Genomic DNA, 17,362 nt, shown 5'->3' on the forward strand with positions numbered 1-17,362 from the left:
GTTCTATGGAAAGGTACAAAAAAGCTTCCCTCTGCCAAAGGGAAGCTTGTATAATTATATTTTGAGCTGCGCCTGTCTCGTGCGTTCGATTAATGTGCAGTTCTCAAGAAGAATATGATTAAAAATATCGGCTTCCAGGTCCTCTAACCGTCTCAATACAAGTCGGTGCGTACCACAAGCTTCCTGTGTCGGCTCAAAGCCGTTGGTTATCAAGCGGAGCTCCTTCAGCAACTCCACCACAGCCTGATGCTCGTCTTGCAGCTTGGATACATACGGATTCAGCGCGTTTGCCCCTTCCACTGTCGATTCCTGTAAAAACACTTGAATCATCGGAAACACAACGTTTTCCTCATTCTGAATATGGTCGGATAGCTCCTGTTTAAGCAAGGTAAAAAGCTCATTCACTCGCTGTAGATGCGGATACCGTTCGCCATGAACTCGTGTTAGTTTGGTTACATACGGCGTGAGCGCCGATAGTTCCTCGCGAAGCCTTGTATGATACGTATCCTGAATATAGGCGATTAGCTCTTTGGTTTCGAGTGAGGACGGCTGCATTTGCTTATGCTGTGCCTGACTTTCAGCCACTTCATGCACCTGTGCCAGCAGTTCACCAGCATGCAGCCCCCGGCTGGCAGCCGCTTCCCGGAGTGGTATTTTCCCGCCGCAGCAAAAGTCAATCCCCAGTTTACGAAATAAATCTCCCGTTTTGGGAACCTCTTTCACAATATCAGCAACCCATGTTTCTTCCGTTAACTGGATCATTTTCTATTCCCCTACCTTGCCTTTAAGTTATTGTATTATTCATTTCAACTCTACCTCTCCTTTCAATCCGAACCCATTAGGGAGTTCCCTCTTCCAAAGCAGGAAATAGCCTGATCATTACAAAGCCGAAATCAGCTGTTCAGCCGCATCTTTCCCTTGAGCGACACAATCCGGAATTCCAACGCCTCCATAACCAGCACCACACAAAAACATATTTGGAAAATACTGTGACAAATCATGCCTTACCTTTGCCATGTGCTCTTTGTGACCAATCGGATATTGTGGCATCGATTCATTGCACCGACTAACTTCGACGAATTCCGGCTCCGCTTTCAAGCCCATTAAATCCTTCAAGTCTTTGCGCGCGGCATCCACAAGCTCAGCATCCGTCATCTGCATCCATTCCTGTGCGCCTGCATGTCCGATATATGTCCGTAACAGCGTATAGCCTGCTGGAGCAGTATGACTCCACTTGGTCGAAGACCACGTGCATGCTGTAATCCTTTTACCTTCCTTGCGCGGCACCAAAAATCCCGTTCCCTCAAAGGAAAGATTAAGCTCTGTATTTTTATAAGCAAGCGCAATATTGGCTACCGAAACATAGCTGATCTGATTGAGCAAGCCAGCACTCGCAACGCCGGAAAATAATTTAGCCGCCTCGAAGGCTGGAACAGCGCATATCACTGCATCTGCATCTATGACTTGTCCATGATCCAGAACTACCTGATAACCGTCCTCTTTTCTTACTTCAGCTACACCCTGTCCCATCACAAAATGTACGGTATGCAGCCTCTCCTTTAACCGCTCCACGATGGTAGATAATCCTTGCCGATAGGAAAGAAACATGCTTTTCTTGGCGATCTCCGGCAATTGGTTAGGAACACCCGTCTTTCGCCCCGCTCCTTTAGCCATACCTATAATCAGACTTCTATGCTTTTGCTCCATCTGCTTAAATTGAGGAAAGGTTGACATTAAGCTGAGAGAATACGTATCGCCAGCGTAAATTCCAGATAGCAGAGGCTCTGTAATCTGATCCAAAACCTCTTTACCGAGACGACGCTTGATAAAATCACCCAGCGATTCGTCCATATCACCTTGCTTTGCGGGAAGGATTAAATCCAGAGCTGCGCGCGCTTTTCCCAGTGGAGAAATCAGCCCTGTCCGAATGAAGGGAGTCAACTTTGTTGGAATGCCTAAAATGAAGCCCATCGGCATGGTGTGCAGCTTGCCCTTATGCAAAATGGAGGCAGACTTGGCCTTCGGGTTCGTCGACACCAGTTCGGCTTCCAGTCCCAATTCCATGGTCAGCTCCAGCATAGCCGTTTTTCTGGCCAGAAAAGCATCCGGTCCTTTTTCGATCAGAAAATCATGCTGACGAATGGTGTGCAGCTTTCCTCCCAGCCGATCGCTTTTCTCAACCAGCGTAATCTCTACCTCCATTTGCTTCTCCTCAGCCAGCTTTTTCACATAAAAGGCAGCGCTTAGACCACTTATTCCTCCACCAAGAATAACGACTTTTTTAGAATTCTTTTTCATAAAAACACTTTTCCTTCCTTAGCTCGAGGAGGTATATATGCACAGTAGGGGTCACTCTCCAGATAATCTCCTGTTACTGCATAGGCCCTTGCTCTGGAGCCTCCGCAGACTGTATTGAATTCGCAGACCCCACATTTTCCTTTAAGCTGTGACTTATCTCTAAGATTGTTCATGATCGGAGAGTGCCGATAAATATGTGCCAGGCTATCCTCTCGTACATTACCGCATGCAAGGGGCAGGAAACCACTCGGGTATACCTCGCCGATATGACTGATAAAAACAAACCCATCTCCATCATTTACGCCTTTTGGGGCACGTCCTAATACATCCGTCCTTTTGGGCTCGAACGTCGCACTGCTCTTATTTGCGCTGCGCTTTGCCTGCAGTACAACCCTTCGATAGTGAGGTGCTTCTGTAGCCTTTACACCGTAAGGCATCTGTTGTTGTATTTGATACAACCACTTCATTACTGCTTCATGCTCATCAGGAGTAATCATATCCTTCTCCATACCACGCCCGGTTGGAACAAGGAAAAACAAGCTCCACAACACCGCCTGCATTTCCTTTACCTTCTCTGCAATCTGCTCCAGATCGTGAAGGTTGTACCGGGACACGGTCGTGTTTACTTGGATAGGAATGTTCATTTCCTTCAAATAGCCAATTCCGCGCATGGTCGTAGCGTAAGAGCCCACAGTCCCCCGAAAATGATCATGGATATCTGCACATGAACCATCCAGACTAAATGCCCACCGTGATAAGCCGACTTGCTTGGCTTTTTCGACCGCTGCTCGTGTCACTTTTGGGGTGGCACTGGGAGTCATGGAAACCGACAGTTTTTTCTCTTCAATGGCATATTGAGCCAACTCAAATAAATCAGGACGCGCTAGCGGATCTCCACCTGTGAAAACCAGCAACGGATGATTCATTTCGGCGATTTGATCGATCAGCCGCTTGCCCTCTTCAAATGTCAGCTGACGGGGGTCCGGGTGGTACTGGGCTTCCGCTCTACAATGAAGGCATTTTAAAGCACAAGCTCGCGTTACCTCCCAAATGACGATAAACGGGTTTTCGCGATAATCTCGCGGTGTTTCCAAAGATATCATTGATGTCCCTCCTTTTTAGAAATATAAAAACAACACAGATACATAGAGCATCAATGAAAATCCAATTTCAGCCATGCCAACTTGTTTTGCCTTTAAATCGAATTTAGGAAGCCATATCGCTCGTAATAATAAAATTAAAAAAGGAACAACCAAAAATACCTTTATCCAGGCAGCAAACAGCACAATGATCAGATGATAGATGATAGAAGCATAATAATAGCGTATATTTTTTCTTTCACGGATGATCGTTTTTACATAAAGAGCAGTTCCCGTAAAGTAAGCCACCAAAAGCAAAAATAGCTCCGTGGATATTCTCCAGTCCCCCGCTTCTCCAATATGAGCAACAGGGTAAATAAAAGAACAAAAAAGTAAAATCGCAATAATATCATTGAGCAAGGCGCGTTCATTTTTCATTTTTGCGTAGTATATATTGGCCATAAAAAAGAACAGCAGCAGAACTCCATACCAGATCAACTCAGGCTTAATCCATACCAGTGAAACTAATAAGGGAAGCAGTATCGCTCCGTATAAAACAACAGGCTTGTGGTATCTTACACGGTTTCCTGTTTTGATCCATTGGAGGACAGGAAAACTGAATAAATAGATAAAAAACCAGCACGCGAATAGTAGTATATGAATGAATTCCCCTTGAGAGGCCGCTAAACCGAATAAAAATGGAAGAATGAGCATTGCCCAGGCTCCATGTTGATTGGGAATGTATCTACTGATCCCCATCAAAGACTTGCTCCTTTTTTCACAATGTATAATATCTTTATTGCTTTGGTTAATCGATTCATCATCCATTCCCCCAAGATTAAATTTTTTTACCTTCTTTAATTCTAATTATTCTTTCCAGTTGAACCAATCAGGGAGTTCCCTGATTCATATCGGGGAATATCATAAAAACGCACCGAAATAATAGTCCACTGCTTCCTGCGAGTATCCGTCATCTCCTTGCCATCCAGCATATCCCTACACTTCCATAACTACGTCGCCCGTCTAAGCATGACCGTGTGTTACCTGTTTTCACTTACTTGCAGGAGTTCGAAAAACTGTCCAAGCAAATTCCGCTAAAATAAGCTGACGGCGCGAAAGTATTAGCTTTTATGCAGGCAGGCGCCTCTTTCTTAGGAGAACTTCGGATCATAAACACTCCTACCATTCTCCCTTATGCTTTCCCACGAACTCGTACAAACGACTTATTTTTGCTTGAAAACCCCTACTTTTTTTGCTTATGCCCACTGGATTTACTAAAATATAAATTAACAATTTTATTCATCCGAGGTGGAAATCATGGCTAAAATTATGGTTCCTCCTGAGAAACTAGAGGCGGTTTCCAGGCAGTTTGCGCAGGCGCGAGAGTTGGGTGCGCAAATTTGCGGACAACTGTCACAGCAGATTCAAATGCTGGAAAATAGCTGGGCAGGAACAACACAGCAGCGTTTTTATCAGGATTTTCATAGAGCACGCGGGCAAATGGATGCCTTCACTCAAACTGTCGGTTCTGTCAGCACAGAGTTGCGTTCCATTGCAGTAAAGTTCAAGGAAACAGATACCCAGGCAGACGCGGGTATTAGTAAAGGGGATCACGGACAGAGCGGCAACAGTGAGGGAACAGCTTCCGGGAAAAAAGGCTCCGATCCAGCAGATATAGCCATTAACAGCCTGTCAGAGGCCAATAAGTGGCGTGGCCAACTGGGCTTTGCCGGAACAGCTATCTACAGCGGCCTGGCCTCCACACTTGTACTTACCAAAACAGTAGAATTCAAGAAAAGTCTGAAAAATCCCGCTAGAGCGGTCATACATAATGCGGCATGGGTGAAGGGCAAAGGCAACAATGCTTTTATGCGTAATTTGGGCAAAAGCCTAAACCGCCAATTCACCAAGCCAGGGCTTGTAATGAAGGGTTTAAAAGGCAGAGGAACAATGGAATGAGCTAACCTCTCTCAACTTTACTGTACAGCAGACAGCAGCTTGGAATCTTGGCGAGTCGGACCGACAAATGCTACAAGTCTGGCATGATGATTTTCAGCATAATCACAGCAGCTTGGATAATTTGAGCCGGATGGTATACACAGATACGGATGAAGATGGACCTTCCGTTACAGATCTGCTATTTGTTCTCAAAGGAGCGAATGATCTGTGGATTGTAAGAAATACGGAACAGGATATGCAGGCTGCACCGTGTCTGCGGATTGAAAGTGTTACCGAGGCTGAATGGAGAGAGCGGATAACTCATTTCATTCAGGCATTTGTACGCGATGAGGCGGTATTCCGTGGATAAAATTACGTATCGCAAATCTTTGGCTTTTTGGAAGGCCATGGGGAGCTTGATGTTTGTACTTATTTGTCTGTTCTTGCTGCTGCTCATTTTTATCGACGAAGATATCTCGGCTTTGCAAATCTTCTTCTTTATTACGTCAGCCATAATCGGACTCCCATTTTTCGGCAGCTATCTCGTTGTTTGTTTGAGCAGAACGCTTCGTAAGGAGAACTATTTGTTTATCTTTGACGAACACAGTATCTCCGATGGTATTCGAACTGTCCCATGGTCTGCAATCACAAAAGTTGAATTCGAAGGGGCCTCAATCCGCAAATGGCTGCGCCCTCGTTTTCCCGCCTTTATTTTTTATCTGAATGACCGCAGCACCTGGGAAGTCAGCACCGATTATGTGTTGAACGATGTTGAGCTGAACCAAGCCGGCAAACAACTGCGAAATTTCATTAACCAGCATGGCAAGCCGAAGAAAAAACGTTCCTGAATATTGCTATTGAATATATCAAAAGGGAGCCTGACATCAGCTCCCTTTGTACGGCTTTATTTTGATTTGGACAAACCTACTTCGCTAAATTCAGCTTAGCATCCCTGATATCATACAAGGTTCCTTTGTTGCTATCTACGAGCTTTTTCATTTGCTTGTTGGCCGGTCCATTTGCAGGCACGATTGCATTAAAAACAACATCATTTTTTTGTAACTGCTCGTTTATTTCATCCACTGAGAAACGGGCTTTATCCGGCGTTGTACTCTTATCGTGAACCGGCGCATCTGTAATGAATATGATCGTTTTGGAACTTGAATTTTTGGGGAATTTACTGATAGCCAACTGGATGGCCTCCAATCCCGATTCCTTCAAATCCCCGCCAGCCAAAGGGCGCAGCATATTTAAATTGCCCTTTAACTTGTTTTTATCCTTCGTAAACTCAAAAAACTCCAAATCCTTATCTGCCTTTAAATTGATATCCCGAAATGCAACGACAGCAAATTGGGAACCTGATGGAACGGAATCAACGAAACCTTTAACCTTCTGTCTCACATAATCCAGCGTTCCAGTCATACTACTCGTAACATCTATAACGAACACAATATCAGTAGATTTGGTGAGGGTAGTGGAAATCTTTTTCAGAATTGTCGGATTGGTTTGTGGTTCGGAATTGTCCTCGTTTTCCTCCATTAATTGTTCACTTTCGCTTGTTGTCAAAACCTGCGGTGGGGCAAGAAAAATTACAACGCTCTGTGCTGCAATATTCCACTTCACCTTCGCTCCCAGCGCCTCACTTACAAAGCGAATCGGAACCATCACTTTGCCGTTAATGAGTCTCGGTGCAGCATTGAGTCGCACCAATTTACCATTGATATAGGCATCTCTGGAGCCCACGGTTAATTTGATCGTCATATTCCCTTTAGTCGCCGTAACGGTCTTGGTAGCTCCATCCCATTTCACCTTCGCTCCAAGCGCTTCAAACACAGCACGAAACGGCACCAGCATACTTCCGCTAATAGAGGTCGCAGGCTGCTCATATTGTTGCAACTTTCCATCAATAAACACCACAACCTGCCCAGCTTTGTTGTTATTTATGGGAACAAATTGGGGGACAGACGCTGCCGAATTTCCCGATTGATCGATCATTTTAATATAAAAGTAGTATCCACCAGTAGACAAATTCAGGTTACTCAAAGAGTAATTAAAGGTTGTTGCCGGATCGAACTGAATCCGTTTAACCAATTGCGCATCCGAATTTTTGACCATAACGTATGCAGTGTAAGTTGGTTGAATATTTTTTATCTTCAAACGAACCGCAAATGACGTACCTGAAGAGTTAATCGTAAATGTGCCCGGGAAATTTTCACCAGATGGTATGGACAAAGGAATTTCCGGTGATTCATCTACCGGGATGTCTTCTTTAGACTCCATGACAGGCTGTATTGGCTGAGGATCGACGACTGGTTGAGAAACCTCGGATTCAATGACACCGGGGGTCTCTTTCGTCCTGGTCTCCACATCAGGCTGCGTCACTTTGGGTTCTTCAACGGGTTGGTCTGCTTTTAATTCTCCGTCAGACCCCTCCATGATGGAACCTATAGGAATCACTATATGATTTTCTGATCCTACACTAGGCGCTGGCTGCGAATCCGCAATTGTAATGGTTGAATTCGTATAATCGACTGTAAAGCCACTGGAAGGAATTTCAGTAAGGTTACTGTACAGACGAATTGGTGTACCAGGCATAATCATATTCTCAAGATTAAATTTAAACACTCTGTTGGCACCATTGCCATCCTCAAGTAAGAGCTTAAGCCTGTCTCCCTCTCTGAATACAATTGAAGTGGCAGCGTGAACACTTTCCGTACCCACCGTTAACCAACCCGTGAGTATCGTTGAAAACATGAGCAGAAGCATCGTCTTCTTGAACTTCATCCTTATTTCCCCTTTTTGGAATCTCTGATCTGTTTGGTAAATCATAGCACAGGGTTCAATGAAGTTCATGTAATCTAATGACAGTTTTGGATATGACAGCTCACTTTTTCAGGACCCTCCTCAAGATCTCTGAATGGCCTTTGAAAAATGCTTCTCATGCTGGAGTAACCATTCTTTTCTCCATAGGCCTCCTGCATAGCCAGTTAGTTTCTGATTTGAACCCATAATTCGGTGACATGGAATGACAATACTCAATTTATTTTTTCCATTTGCACTGCCTACGGCTTGAATCGCTTTTTCATTTCCAATAGCAAGGGCAATGTCCTTATACGCTGCCGTTTCACCATATGCTACTTTCACCAGCGCATTCCATACCCTTTGCTGAAAGTCTGTACCTTCAAAGACATAGGGAAACGTAAACTCATGGCGCTCACCTTTAAAATACTCGTCAAGCTGACTCGCACATTCCTCCAAAACCTGGGGTAGAACCTCTTCCTTAATTATGGTTAAGGGCACATCCCGATCAGAGAACATAATGGAATGGACGGCTTCACTCGTGCCCCATATCTCGATCTCCCCGATCGGCGATACATAATTCAATACATATAGCTTGCTCATAAAAGGATAACAACCTCCTTGAACTACTCCTTATTCAGCTTCCTGTACTCACTAGGAGAACATTGGGTCAAGCCGCGAAATACCTTATAAAAATTCGAAGGGCTTTGAAAGCCTGTCTCATAGCAAATCTCCAGATTCGTAAGATCTGTAATTCTAAGCAGATAGGCTGCCTTATCCACTCTGATTTTTTCCAAATACATGCGGGGCGTTTCCGAGGTTTCCAGCTTAAAAATGCGTTCCAAATAAAAAGGGCTTACGCCAACATGATCCGCAATATCCTGCAATACCAGTCTTTCTTTATAATGATTGACCAGGAAGGCGACCGCATTCTGGACAAGCCTGATATACGGCGAAACATCTGTGTGGGGCTGGCATCTTTTGCAGGCACGAAACCCTGCTTTCTCCACTGCGTGTATTTCATCATAAAATTCAACATTTATTTTTTTCGGCTTCCTGGAGCGACAGGAAGGTCGACAGTATATGCGGGTTGTTTTCACAGCGGTATAAAACAACCCGTCATATTTACGATCACACGCTATAATTTTCTCCCACATTTCTTCAAAAGAAAGCTTGATATTAGTCATGATCGAATGCCCTGTCCTTTCTATCGTATCCTCGGTTCATCCTCAAGAATATAAATGCGAGGTATCTTGAAGCTTGATTAACTGTTCAGCGTTCTTGTGCAAAGCAACTTTTATATTATCAGAAAAGGCATTACCAAAGCTAAACCGTTTAACTCCTAGCTGCTGAAGCTTGCGGACATTCGTCAGACCTGGCAAGGATAAAACATTCAGCGGAGCTTTTACATGGAGTACAACTTCTCTAATCTCTTCATCATCCCGGAGCCCCGGAACAAAAATGCCGCTCGCACCGCTCTCCACATACGCTTTGGCCCGTTCAATGGTTTCCGCAAGTGGAGCATCCTTTTGCAAATATGTATCCGTTCTTGCGTTTATAAAAAATTCTTTATACCCATGTGCATCCAATGCAGCTCTTATCTGGGACAGCAGGTTACTGTGCAGGCCCACTTCTCGAAGCCCCTTTTGCGTTTTCAAAGAATCCTCAATATTAATCCCTGCAACTCCCACATCGGCTATCCTTAAAACATGCTCAATGATTGTTGCCGTATCCTCCCCGTACCCTGCTTCAATATCTGCCGATACCGGAATCTGAACATGGTCTGCAATGGTACGAATGATGCTTACATGCTGGTCAAAATCAATAAGCTCACCATCTGCAAACCCAAGCGTATTGGCAATCCCCCAGCTCGTCGTACCTATTGCCTTAAAGCCTGCTTTCTCAAGAGCGACGGCAGATAACAAGTCCCAAGCGTTCCCCAAAAATAATAGTTCCTCTGATGTATGCAGTGCGTTAAATTGCTGTATTTTGTTCATGTTATTGCCTCCTGATAGGTGATGTATCTCATTCTATCAAGAGGCTTTTTTTGTTTCGTCCTCATTCTTGCCCTTATGGTCTATATAAAAGGAATAGACTTGAAAAAGGAACGTATGTTCTGTATAATCTAACTTAGCAATTTGCACAATCCTGAACTAACAGAGATGCGGACATGGACCATAAATTTATTGAGGAACTACGCGAGATCAGTAGAAATGACAAGCGAAGATCCGAATTTCTTATCAAGGGTATGAAGGAAACACTTCAGGAAAGAAAAGAAAAAAACTTTATTGAGAGATGGATTTGGCGACAAAAGAACAAGAAGCGTATCGCGCGGAGATTTAACCATTAGTTGTCATAATTCCCCCGTCTTCTAAAGCGGGGGATGAATGGCAACGGTTTGCACTGTACAACCTCATAATACTATAATAGATTTGTTCAGTCGTACTATGATAAAAGGTTGTGTTATCAGTGCAATTAGACTCAAATAATCATTCAGTGTTCTCGCTCAATTATCACCTAATTCTAGTAATCAAGTATCGCAGAAAGGTAATCAATGCTGAAATATCCGAACGTCTGAAAGAGATATTTGAGTACATTCAGCCTAATTACAACGTTACCTTTCAGGAATGGAACCATGACCGCGATCATGTTCATATCCTCATGAAGACGCATCCGAATACCGACATTTCCAAGTTTCTGAATGCCTATAAGAGTGCATCGTCAAGGTTGATCAAGAAGGAATTCCCGATCATTTGTAAATCCTTGTGGAGAGAGTATTTTTGGTCACGTTCCTATTGCCTGCTTACTACGGGTGGAGCACCGATAAACGTGATCAAGAAGTATATCGAAACACAAGGTCAGAAAGGGGGATAGGACTTGCTGAAAGCCTATAAGTATCGCATCTATCCAACTGGCGAACAGCAACAGTACCTTGCAAAAGTGTTTGGTTGCGTTCGGTTCATCTATAACAAAATGCTTGCGGATAAGATCGAGCATTACAAGAAGACTGAAACCATGCTCAAGAATACGCCTGCTACATACAAGAAGGAATTCGACTGGCTGAAAGAAGTAGATAGCCTTGCACTTGCCAATGCTCAACTGAACTTGGACAAGGCATATAAGAATTTCTTCCGTGATCAGAGCGTTGGGTTCCCGAAATTCAAGAGCAAGAAGACGAACAGGCACAGTTATACAACGAATAATCAGAAGGGCACGATCCGCGTGGAAGGCGATTACATCAAGCTTCCTAAGCTGAAAAGCAGAATCAGAATCAAGTTACACCGTCCATTCGTTGGGCTGATCAAGTCATGCACCGTAACCCAAACATCGTCAGGCAAATATTATGCGTCCTTACTAGTGGAAACGGATATTCAGCCCATGCCGAAGCTTGCGAATAAGATGGGAGTTGATCTTGGACTCAAGGTGTTTGCTATGACTTCCGATGGAGAAATCATTGATAATCCGAAGCACCTTCGCAAGTCTGAAAAGCGATTAGCAAAATTACAAAAGGACTTGTCACGCAAAAAGAAGGGAAGCAATAACCGTCACAAGACTAGGCTGAAAGTTGCCAAATGGCACGAAAAAATAGCCAATCAGCGTCAGGACTTTTTGCACAAAGTATCTTCCAAGATGATTAGCGAAAACCAAGTCATTGTCATGGAAGACCTTCGAGTAAAGAACATGATGCAGAATCACAAGCTTGCTAAAGCGATAAGTGAAGTATCATGGAGCTTGTTCCGTTCGATGCTTGAGTACAAGGCGAACTGGTACGGACGTGATCTGATTATTGCACCCCAACATTACGCTAGTAGCCAATTATGCTCATGTTGTGGTTACAAACTGTTGATCCGGTTAGTCAAATATCATCTGCTGAGGAGGCTAGCGGGACGGGAAATTTATATCTTTGGATTGTAAAAAACATCCCCGTGTCTATAGCCAATATAGCTCACCGCTCTCCGAGACATGCTCGTATTAATGCTGTGTATACCCCGCCTACTTTGCGAAAGAAAGGTTTTGCGAGTGCACTTGTAGCCGAGCTATGTTCCATCTTAAAAAATGAGCAGCTAATTCCTATGCTGTATGCAGATTTAAAAAATCCTGCCTCTAATCAGGTATATAAAAACATCGGCTTTACCGAGGCAGGTAAAATTACTGATAGTCCCTACAGAAGACGTGACCTACAGAAAACGTACTGTCAATTCAATCAAAAGAGGGCCCGTAAAACCATCTTTGTGGCCGAGCTCCCTCTTTTCAGTTTATCTATAAATCTTTATTCCGTAATACTTACTTCCGTTTGAACTGAGGATCTTCGTGAAAGCAAATGCACAGCTACAATCGCAATAGCAACACCGGCTGCTCCAAACCAAGTGATGGAAGCCAGCGATACCTGACCTACAACTACGCCACCAATTCCGGCTCCGGCCGCCATGGCAAGCTGCATTGTAGACTGATTAAGACTCAGCATGACGCCAGAAGATTCAGGCACAAGCGTGACCAGATTATATTGTTGAGTAGGTCCGGATGTCCAGGCTGCGAACGACCACAGAATAAGTAAAGCAAACACTGCAATTAGAGAATGCGCGGCAAAAGGAAGTAAAAGCAAGGAAATGACGTGTAGTATCATGCCTCCAAATAATGTAAAAGGTATGCCCTTTTTATCTGCGCTGTATCCACCGCTTTTAGACCCGATCAGGCTGGCGATCCCGAAGGCGAGTAAAACCGAACTTAGCATAGTCTCCCCTACACCTGATACGTTCAGCAAATAGGGTGAAATATAAGTATACGCAAGTGAATAGCCCCCTAGCCAAAAGAAGGTGATAGCCAATCCCAAAGCGACTTCAGGCTTTTTCAGAAGGGCAAATTGCTGTAGTAAGGGGACAGGTTGATCTCCTCTTAAACGGGGAATCGTCATAGCGATAATAATCAGGGCAATAATCCCTGTCAAAGCGATGCCAAGAAATACAGTTTTCCAGCCATATGCAGAAGATATCATTCTCCCCAGTGGAACTCCAATGATCAGCGAGGCCGTAAAACCCATGGTGACCGTAGCAATAGAACTGGCCTGTCTGCCTGCTGGGGCAATTTTCGCTGCGATGCTCAGAGCCGTAACCACAACCATTCCCGCCCCGAGTGCCATAAGAATACGTGCGGCAATAAACATGCCAAATCCCGGCAAAACAAAGGACAGGACATTGGCGACAGCAAATAATCCGAGCGAATACAGGAGCAGCTTACGTCTGTCCCATTTAGCGGTTATTGCCATCAGAATCGGCGTGCCAATCGCGTAGGCAAGAGAAAAAACGGTAATCAACTGACCTGCGGCTGCCACTGTAATTCCCATGGTCGTCGCAATCTGATCCAAAATCCCCGAGATTATATATTCGGATGTGCCTACCAGAAAACTGACAATTGCCAAGATATATACCTTCCACGTGCTCTGCATTTCTGAGTAACGCCTCTTTTCTTTTTTTGTTTTTATATTTCTACAAATATCGAAATTAAGACTAAAAAAAATTATTTTATCAGGAAAGGGGCATATTTCTCTGCTGCTTCAACATCTAAGCTGTAATAAATAAAAGTACCCTCTTTTCGAAATGTCAGCAGCCCGGATTCTGCCATTTGCTTCAAGTGATGCGATAGTGTTGAAATAGCAACACTGTTCAGCTTTTCGCCCAGCACAGAGCAGCATTGGTCACTTTCCTCTTTTAGCAAAAGTGCTATCTTGAGACGAGTCGGTTCTCCAAGCGCTTTATATATTTTTACAGCCTGCTGCATCTCCGTAGTATCTTTCACCCTGCTCCATTCCCTTCTGCTTCCAGCCATAATTTCGATGTTCATCGAAATAAAATTATCATAAACATCTACAAAAGTAAACCACTTATACTGAAAAATGAAGATAAGCCGCTCCTCAGGTAGAGAAGCGGCGGTCATATTATTTTTGTTAATAAGGGTCATCCAGCTTTACAAGCAAAGCCCGAATGACCTCCTTCTCCGCCGCAGTAAGCTTTTGTCCTGCCTGCCATTGCCGGATTTCCTTCTTGACTACCTTCGGTTCCTGATAACTAAGACCGTACGCGATGCTACCGATGCCATGTACGCGGTATGATTTGTCCGTATTGGCCAATGCTCGGGTCATCGCTGTCTTATCCCTTGTGAACAATTCCCCCATGATGGCAGCATAACTTTCGCTTAAAGCCCCATCCAATCCGTCAGAAGCCCGGATCACATTTGGAAAGCTTTCCGATGGAATAAAAGCGCGCTGCTTATACAAATATTCGATGATTTCCAGGCTTTGATGTTCACTGTTTTTGTTCAACTTCCCCCATTGAATACCTGCCAAATCGTCAGTAATGTGATGGACCTTTTCTTCATCACTGAGGGATGAATCCTTGTAAAAAGAAAGCACCCGCTCCTCTTTACTTTGCCGGGTTTGCTGCGTATTGGCTGCACTTTGCTTGGGCTTCACGGCCTTTTCCCCGGACGGCACCGCAGCATCAGTATACTGTTCCACCGGACTGGAAGCACATCCAACAGTAACGGATAGCAATAATAAAGTACAAACTACAGATACGAACATGCTACCTTTTGACACGAGTCCACTCTCCTGTCCAAACAAACAATGGTATTACGATTGCTAGACTATTTATATTCTACTGCTCCTGCCGCAGTTCATCTATCGTTACAACGATGAAAAGGTTTCTCAGTTAAGCTTCTACTCCATCACGTCCAACCGTAGGCTTACGGATTACAGAAACGCTTGATTCCCTGACGATCAGGCGGGGCTCGAATTGCACTCGCTCATAATCACCCGGTGTCTGCTCCTGAATTCGCTTAAGCAGCAGCTCCGCAGCCAATCGTGCCACCTCTTCCCCCATGATGGAAACAGAGCTGATTTGTGGCGTCGTTACCGTTGCCCACAGATTGTTATCAATACCGACTACAGCAACCTCATCCGGCACTTTGACACCCAGATCCTTAAAGCGATTGACAATACCAATCGCCACCATATCGTTCACCGCATAAATAGCATCCGGCATATGCTTCAGGCTGTAAAAATAATCGGCCGCACGCAGCCCTGTCTCAAAGGAGAAATCATCGCCAAAATAAACGAGTGAAGGGTCCACATGCTGGAGAGACTGCTCGTAAGCGAAGTATCTTTCCTCGATTTTGTCCTTTGCAGCACCTGCATAAGCAATCCTCGTTCTCCCGATTTTAAGCAAATGCTCCATCACAAGCCGGCCCTCTTGCCGGGCCAGACTGACGATATCCGCTTTTACATTTTCACCCAGCTTCTTGCCGTAATTAATGATGGATACGGGAACACTGGACTTGTTGATCAGATCCACCAGCATTTTGGGGTATGCCAGCGGCATAATAATAAGTCCGTCCACATGCAGCTTTTTAACCTCCCGAACCGTTTCAAGCTCCATTCTGGCATTGCCGGCGGTATTAATCTGCACCACACGGTAGCCATGCTGCTTGGCTGCCTGCTCCACAGACCAGGCAATCTCAGGGATGATCGCGTTGCGAATATCCGGCACGGCCAGCGCAATTTGGCGTGTCTGACGTACCTTCAAGCTTTGCGCCGAGGTATTGGGTGTAAAGCCCATTTCTTCAATTACCCGCAAGATCAACGCTTTCGTCTTCGGGCTGATGCCCTCACTATCGTTAATAGCTCTGGAGACAGTCGCAATACCTACCCCTGCCCGCTTGGCTACATCCTCTATGGTTACTTTTTTTTGATCTGTCACGCCCAAAATCCTTTCAAAAACGGAATCGTTTTCCGACTTTCTAAAATGTAATTTCGATATTGATATTATACCATAGAATGAGTCTCCGAAAATGAAAGACAGTCTTCTACATTGTCTCTGCTTCACCTGAAAATCCACCCCATCCCTTGGATGAAGGGGATGAGCCAGAATAGCACCATAATCACAAGTGATTATATTCACAAAAAAATCAAGTGCTTTTTGCATGAATTTGGTTTGACAATGTGTAAAATCTGTGACATATTATCTTTCGGAAACGTTTCCTACTTTATTCGCTTTTATAGCAGTAAATGATCATATATTCGTCAAGGAGATGACAGACATGCAAGCATTGAGATGGCATGGAGTAAAAGACTTACGTTTGGAAAACATTGAGCAGCCTGCTGCTCTGGCAGGAAAAGTGAAAATTAAAGTGGAATGGTGTGGCATTTGCGGAAGTGATCTTCATGAATATGTGGCAGGACCCATCTTCATTCCCCAGGACGCTCAGCATCCATTGACTGGTGAAAAAGCTCCGATCGTAATGGGACATGAATTCTCCGGACAAGTGGTTGAAATCGGCGAAGGTGTAACCAAAATTCAGGTTGGCGACCGTGTGGTCGTAGAACCGGTTTTTGCATGTGGAGAATGTGATGCTTGTAAGCAAGGCAAATATAATCTTTGCGATAAAATGGGCTTCCTCGGCCTGGCAGGCGGCGGTGGCGGCTTTTCGGAATACGTTGCAGCTGACGAGCACATGGTTCACAAGATTCCAGATAGCGTCTCTTTCGAGCAGGGCGCTTTGGTAGAACCTTCAGCCGTTGCTTTGTATGCTGTTCGTCAAAGCCAGCTAAAAGTCGGCGACAAGGCCGTCGTATTTGGTGCCGGTCCTATCGGCTTGCTGGTTATTGAAGCCTTGAAAGCTTCGGGCGCATCCGAAATTTATGCAGTAGAGCTTTCCGAGGAACGCAAAGCTAAAGCCGAAGAGCTGGGTGCTATCGTCCTTGATCCTAAAGCTTACGATGTCGTGCAGGAGCTACACAAACGGACCAACGGAGGCGTAGATGTAGCCTATGAGGTCACTGGCGTACCGCCTGTGCTGACTCAAGCGATCGAATCTACCAAAATCAGCGGACAAATTATGGTCGTCAGCATTTTTGAAAAAGAAGCTCCGATCAAGCCTAACAATATCGTCATGAAGGAACGCAATCTGACGGGTATCATCGGCTACCGTGATGTGTTCCCGGCTGTCATCAGCCTGATGGAAAAAGGTTATTTCCCTGCGGACAAGTTGGTTACCAAACGTATTAAGCTCGAAGAAGTGATCGAGCAAGGCTTTGAAGGCCTCCTGAAAGAAAAAAATCAAGTTAAAATCCTGGTATCTCCGCAATCCTAATATAGAAGCAAAATCAGATGTCTGCTATGTGCAGGCATCTTTTTTATCCAAAAAGCGCTCCCCTCCTGCGGCATGCGACCGCCAAGATGAGTAGCGCTTTTCGG

The 17,362-nt window shown here is 44.7% G+C and carries 19 protein-coding genes; 7 read left to right on the forward strand and 12 right to left on the reverse strand.

Annotated features, from left to right (window positions below; all coding sequences use genetic code 11):
* Positions 1-54: 54 nt before the first annotated feature.
* The 4 genes from ric to WG8_RS16960 all read right to left on the reverse strand — a co-directional run bounded on the left by ric (position 55) and on the right by WG8_RS16960 (position 4,205).
* Complete coding sequence (gene ric, locus WG8_RS16945; RefSeq protein WP_007431448.1) at positions 55-762, reverse strand: iron-sulfur cluster repair di-iron protein; 708 nt, start codon at positions 760-762, stop codon at positions 55-57.
* Between the two features lie 117 nt (positions 763-879).
* Positions 880-2,298 (reverse strand): protoporphyrinogen oxidase, encoded by a 1,419-nt coding sequence (gene hemG, locus WG8_RS16950; protein ID WP_007431449.1) that lies wholly within the window; start codon positions 2,296-2,298, stop codon positions 880-882.
* Complete coding sequence (locus tag WG8_RS16955; RefSeq protein WP_007431450.1) at positions 2,295-3,401, reverse strand: TIGR04053 family radical SAM/SPASM domain-containing protein; 1,107 nt, start codon at positions 3,399-3,401, stop codon at positions 2,295-2,297. The genes hemG and WG8_RS16955 overlap by 4 nt, the downstream gene beginning before the upstream one ends.
* A 15-nt stretch (positions 3,402-3,416) precedes the next feature.
* Positions 3,417-4,205, reverse strand: coding sequence for a YwiC-like family protein (locus WG8_RS16960; protein WP_043891142.1), 789 nt, complete (start codon positions 4,203-4,205; stop codon positions 3,417-3,419).
* Positions 4,206-4,694: 489 nt separating this feature from the next.
* Here WG8_RS16960 and WG8_RS26025 point away from each other — a divergent pair, with 489 nt between their 5' ends.
* From WG8_RS26025 to WG8_RS16975, 3 genes are all read left to right on the forward strand, one after another.
* Positions 4,695-5,336 (forward strand): WXG100 family type VII secretion target, encoded by a 642-nt coding sequence (locus tag WG8_RS26025; RefSeq protein ID WP_007431452.1) that lies wholly within the window; start codon positions 4,695-4,697, stop codon positions 5,334-5,336.
* A 67-nt stretch (positions 5,337-5,403) separates the two neighbouring features.
* Positions 5,404-5,685 (forward strand): hypothetical protein, encoded by a 282-nt coding sequence (locus WG8_RS16970; protein ID WP_007431453.1) that lies wholly within the window; start codon positions 5,404-5,406, stop codon positions 5,683-5,685.
* Positions 5,678-6,163, forward strand: a complete 486-nt coding sequence (locus WG8_RS16975) for a DUF5381 family protein (protein WP_007431454.1) — start codon at positions 5,678-5,680, stop codon at positions 6,161-6,163. Before WG8_RS16970 ends, WG8_RS16975 begins: the two co-directional genes overlap by 8 nt.
* A gap of 76 nt (positions 6,164-6,239) precedes the next feature.
* On the opposite strand, the gene WG8_RS16980 is transcribed toward WG8_RS16975, so the two are convergent.
* The 4 genes from WG8_RS16980 to WG8_RS16995 form a co-directional block, all read right to left on the reverse strand.
* A complete protein-coding gene (locus WG8_RS16980) occupies positions 6,240-8,099 on the reverse strand; it encodes a stalk domain-containing protein (RefSeq protein WP_007431455.1) in 1,860 nt (619 codons plus the stop codon).
* A gap of 120 nt (positions 8,100-8,219) precedes the next feature.
* Positions 8,220-8,717, reverse strand: coding sequence for a methylated-DNA--[protein]-cysteine S-methyltransferase (locus WG8_RS16985; RefSeq protein WP_007431456.1), 498 nt, complete (start codon positions 8,715-8,717; stop codon positions 8,220-8,222).
* Positions 8,718-8,740: 23 nt separating this feature from the next.
* The gene (locus WG8_RS16990; RefSeq protein WP_043891143.1) at positions 8,741-9,301 is read right to left on the reverse strand and encodes a bifunctional transcriptional activator/DNA repair enzyme AdaA; all 561 of its coding nucleotides are present in this window, start codon (positions 9,299-9,301) and stop codon (positions 8,741-8,743) included.
* A 42-nt stretch (positions 9,302-9,343) separates the two neighbouring features.
* On the reverse strand, positions 9,344-10,111 hold the full coding sequence (locus WG8_RS16995; protein WP_007431458.1) for an isocitrate lyase/PEP mutase family protein: 768 nt from the start codon (positions 10,109-10,111) through the stop codon (positions 9,344-9,346).
* 472 nt (positions 10,112-10,583) lie between these two features.
* On the opposite strand from WG8_RS16995, the gene tnpA reads away from it, so the two are divergent.
* The 3 genes from tnpA to WG8_RS26680 are packed head-to-tail and all read left to right on the forward strand — an operon-like array spanning position 10,584 to position 12,412.
* Complete coding sequence (gene tnpA / locus WG8_RS17005; RefSeq protein WP_007431459.1) at positions 10,584-10,988, forward strand: IS200/IS605 family transposase; 405 nt, start codon at positions 10,584-10,586, stop codon at positions 10,986-10,988.
* A gap of 3 nt (positions 10,989-10,991) precedes the next feature.
* Entirely contained in the window at positions 10,992-12,029 is a 1,038-nt protein-coding gene (gene tnpB / locus WG8_RS17010) for an IS200/IS605 family element RNA-guided endonuclease TnpB (RefSeq protein WP_007431460.1), read from the forward strand.
* A complete protein-coding gene (locus WG8_RS26680; RefSeq protein ID WP_232289115.1) occupies positions 11,939-12,412 on the forward strand; it encodes a GNAT family N-acetyltransferase in 474 nt (157 codons plus the stop codon). Before tnpB ends, WG8_RS26680 begins: the two co-directional genes overlap by 91 nt.
* Here WG8_RS26680 and WG8_RS17015 read toward each other — a convergent pair.
* From WG8_RS17015 to WG8_RS17030, 4 genes are all read right to left on the reverse strand, one after another.
* The gene (locus tag WG8_RS17015; RefSeq protein ID WP_007431461.1) at positions 12,385-13,557 is read right to left on the reverse strand and encodes an MFS transporter; all 1,173 of its coding nucleotides are present in this window, start codon (positions 13,555-13,557) and stop codon (positions 12,385-12,387) included. The genes WG8_RS26680 and WG8_RS17015 overlap by 28 nt on opposite strands.
* 71 nt (positions 13,558-13,628) lie before the next feature.
* Positions 13,629-13,907 carry an ArsR/SmtB family transcription factor gene (locus WG8_RS17020; protein ID WP_007431462.1) on the reverse strand — a complete coding sequence of 93 codons (279 nt, stop codon included), beginning with the start codon at positions 13,905-13,907 and terminating at the stop codon, positions 13,629-13,631.
* Between the two features lie 148 nt (positions 13,908-14,055).
* Positions 14,056-14,706, reverse strand: a complete 651-nt coding sequence (locus tag WG8_RS17025; RefSeq protein ID WP_007431463.1) for a hypothetical protein — start codon at positions 14,704-14,706, stop codon at positions 14,056-14,058.
* A 112-nt stretch (positions 14,707-14,818) separates the two neighbouring features.
* The gene (locus WG8_RS17030) at positions 14,819-15,865 is read right to left on the reverse strand and encodes a LacI family DNA-binding transcriptional regulator (protein WP_007431464.1); all 1,047 of its coding nucleotides are present in this window, start codon (positions 15,863-15,865) and stop codon (positions 14,819-14,821) included.
* Between the two features lie 340 nt (positions 15,866-16,205).
* Between WG8_RS17030 and WG8_RS17035 the strand changes: the two genes are divergently transcribed.
* On the forward strand, positions 16,206-17,258 hold the full coding sequence (locus WG8_RS17035) for a 2,3-butanediol dehydrogenase (protein ID WP_007431465.1): 1,053 nt from the start codon (positions 16,206-16,208) through the stop codon (positions 17,256-17,258).
* The last annotated feature ends 104 nt before the right edge of the window (positions 17,259-17,362 follow it).

The organism is Paenibacillus sp. Aloe-11 (assembly GCF_000245715.1).
GTDB classification, from domain to species: domain Bacteria; phylum Bacillota; class Bacilli; order Paenibacillales; family Paenibacillaceae; genus Paenibacillus; species Paenibacillus kribbensis.

Coding starts and splice junctions, on each gene's coding strand:
- WG8_RS16970 (WP_007431453.1), top strand. CDS start 5,404: ATGCTACAAGTCTGGCATGATGATTTTCAGCATAATCACAGCAGCTTG.
- WG8_RS16960 (WP_043891142.1), bottom strand. CDS start 4,205: ATGGATGATGAATCGATTAACCAAAGCAATAAAGATATTATACATTGT.
- WG8_RS17015 (WP_007431461.1), bottom strand. CDS start 13,557: ATGCAGAGCACGTGGAAGGTATATATCTTGGCAATTGTCAGTTTTCTG.
- WG8_RS16955 (WP_007431450.1), bottom strand. CDS start 3,401: ATGATATCTTTGGAAACACCGCGAGATTATCGCGAAAACCCGTTTATC.
- ric (WP_007431448.1), bottom strand. CDS start 762: ATGATCCAGTTAACGGAAGAAACATGGGTTGCTGATATTGTGAAAGAG.
- WG8_RS17035 (WP_007431465.1), top strand. CDS start 16,206: ATGCAAGCATTGAGATGGCATGGAGTAAAAGACTTACGTTTGGAAAAC.
- WG8_RS16980 (WP_007431455.1), bottom strand. CDS start 8,099: ATGAAGTTCAAGAAGACGATGCTTCTGCTCATGTTTTCAACGATACTC.
- WG8_RS26680 (WP_232289115.1), top strand. CDS start 11,939: ATGTTGTGGTTACAAACTGTTGATCCGGTTAGTCAAATATCATCTGCT.
- WG8_RS26025 (WP_007431452.1), top strand. CDS start 4,695: ATGGCTAAAATTATGGTTCCTCCTGAGAAACTAGAGGCGGTTTCCAGG.
- WG8_RS16985 (WP_007431456.1), bottom strand. CDS start 8,717: ATGAGCAAGCTATATGTATTGAATTATGTATCGCCGATCGGGGAGATC.
- WG8_RS16995 (WP_007431458.1), bottom strand. CDS start 10,111: ATGAACAAAATACAGCAATTTAACGCACTGCATACATCAGAGGAACTA.
- hemG (WP_007431449.1), bottom strand. CDS start 2,298: ATGAAAAAGAATTCTAAAAAAGTCGTTATTCTTGGTGGAGGAATAAGT.
- WG8_RS16990 (WP_043891143.1), bottom strand. CDS start 9,301: ATGACTAATATCAAGCTTTCTTTTGAAGAAATGTGGGAGAAAATTATA.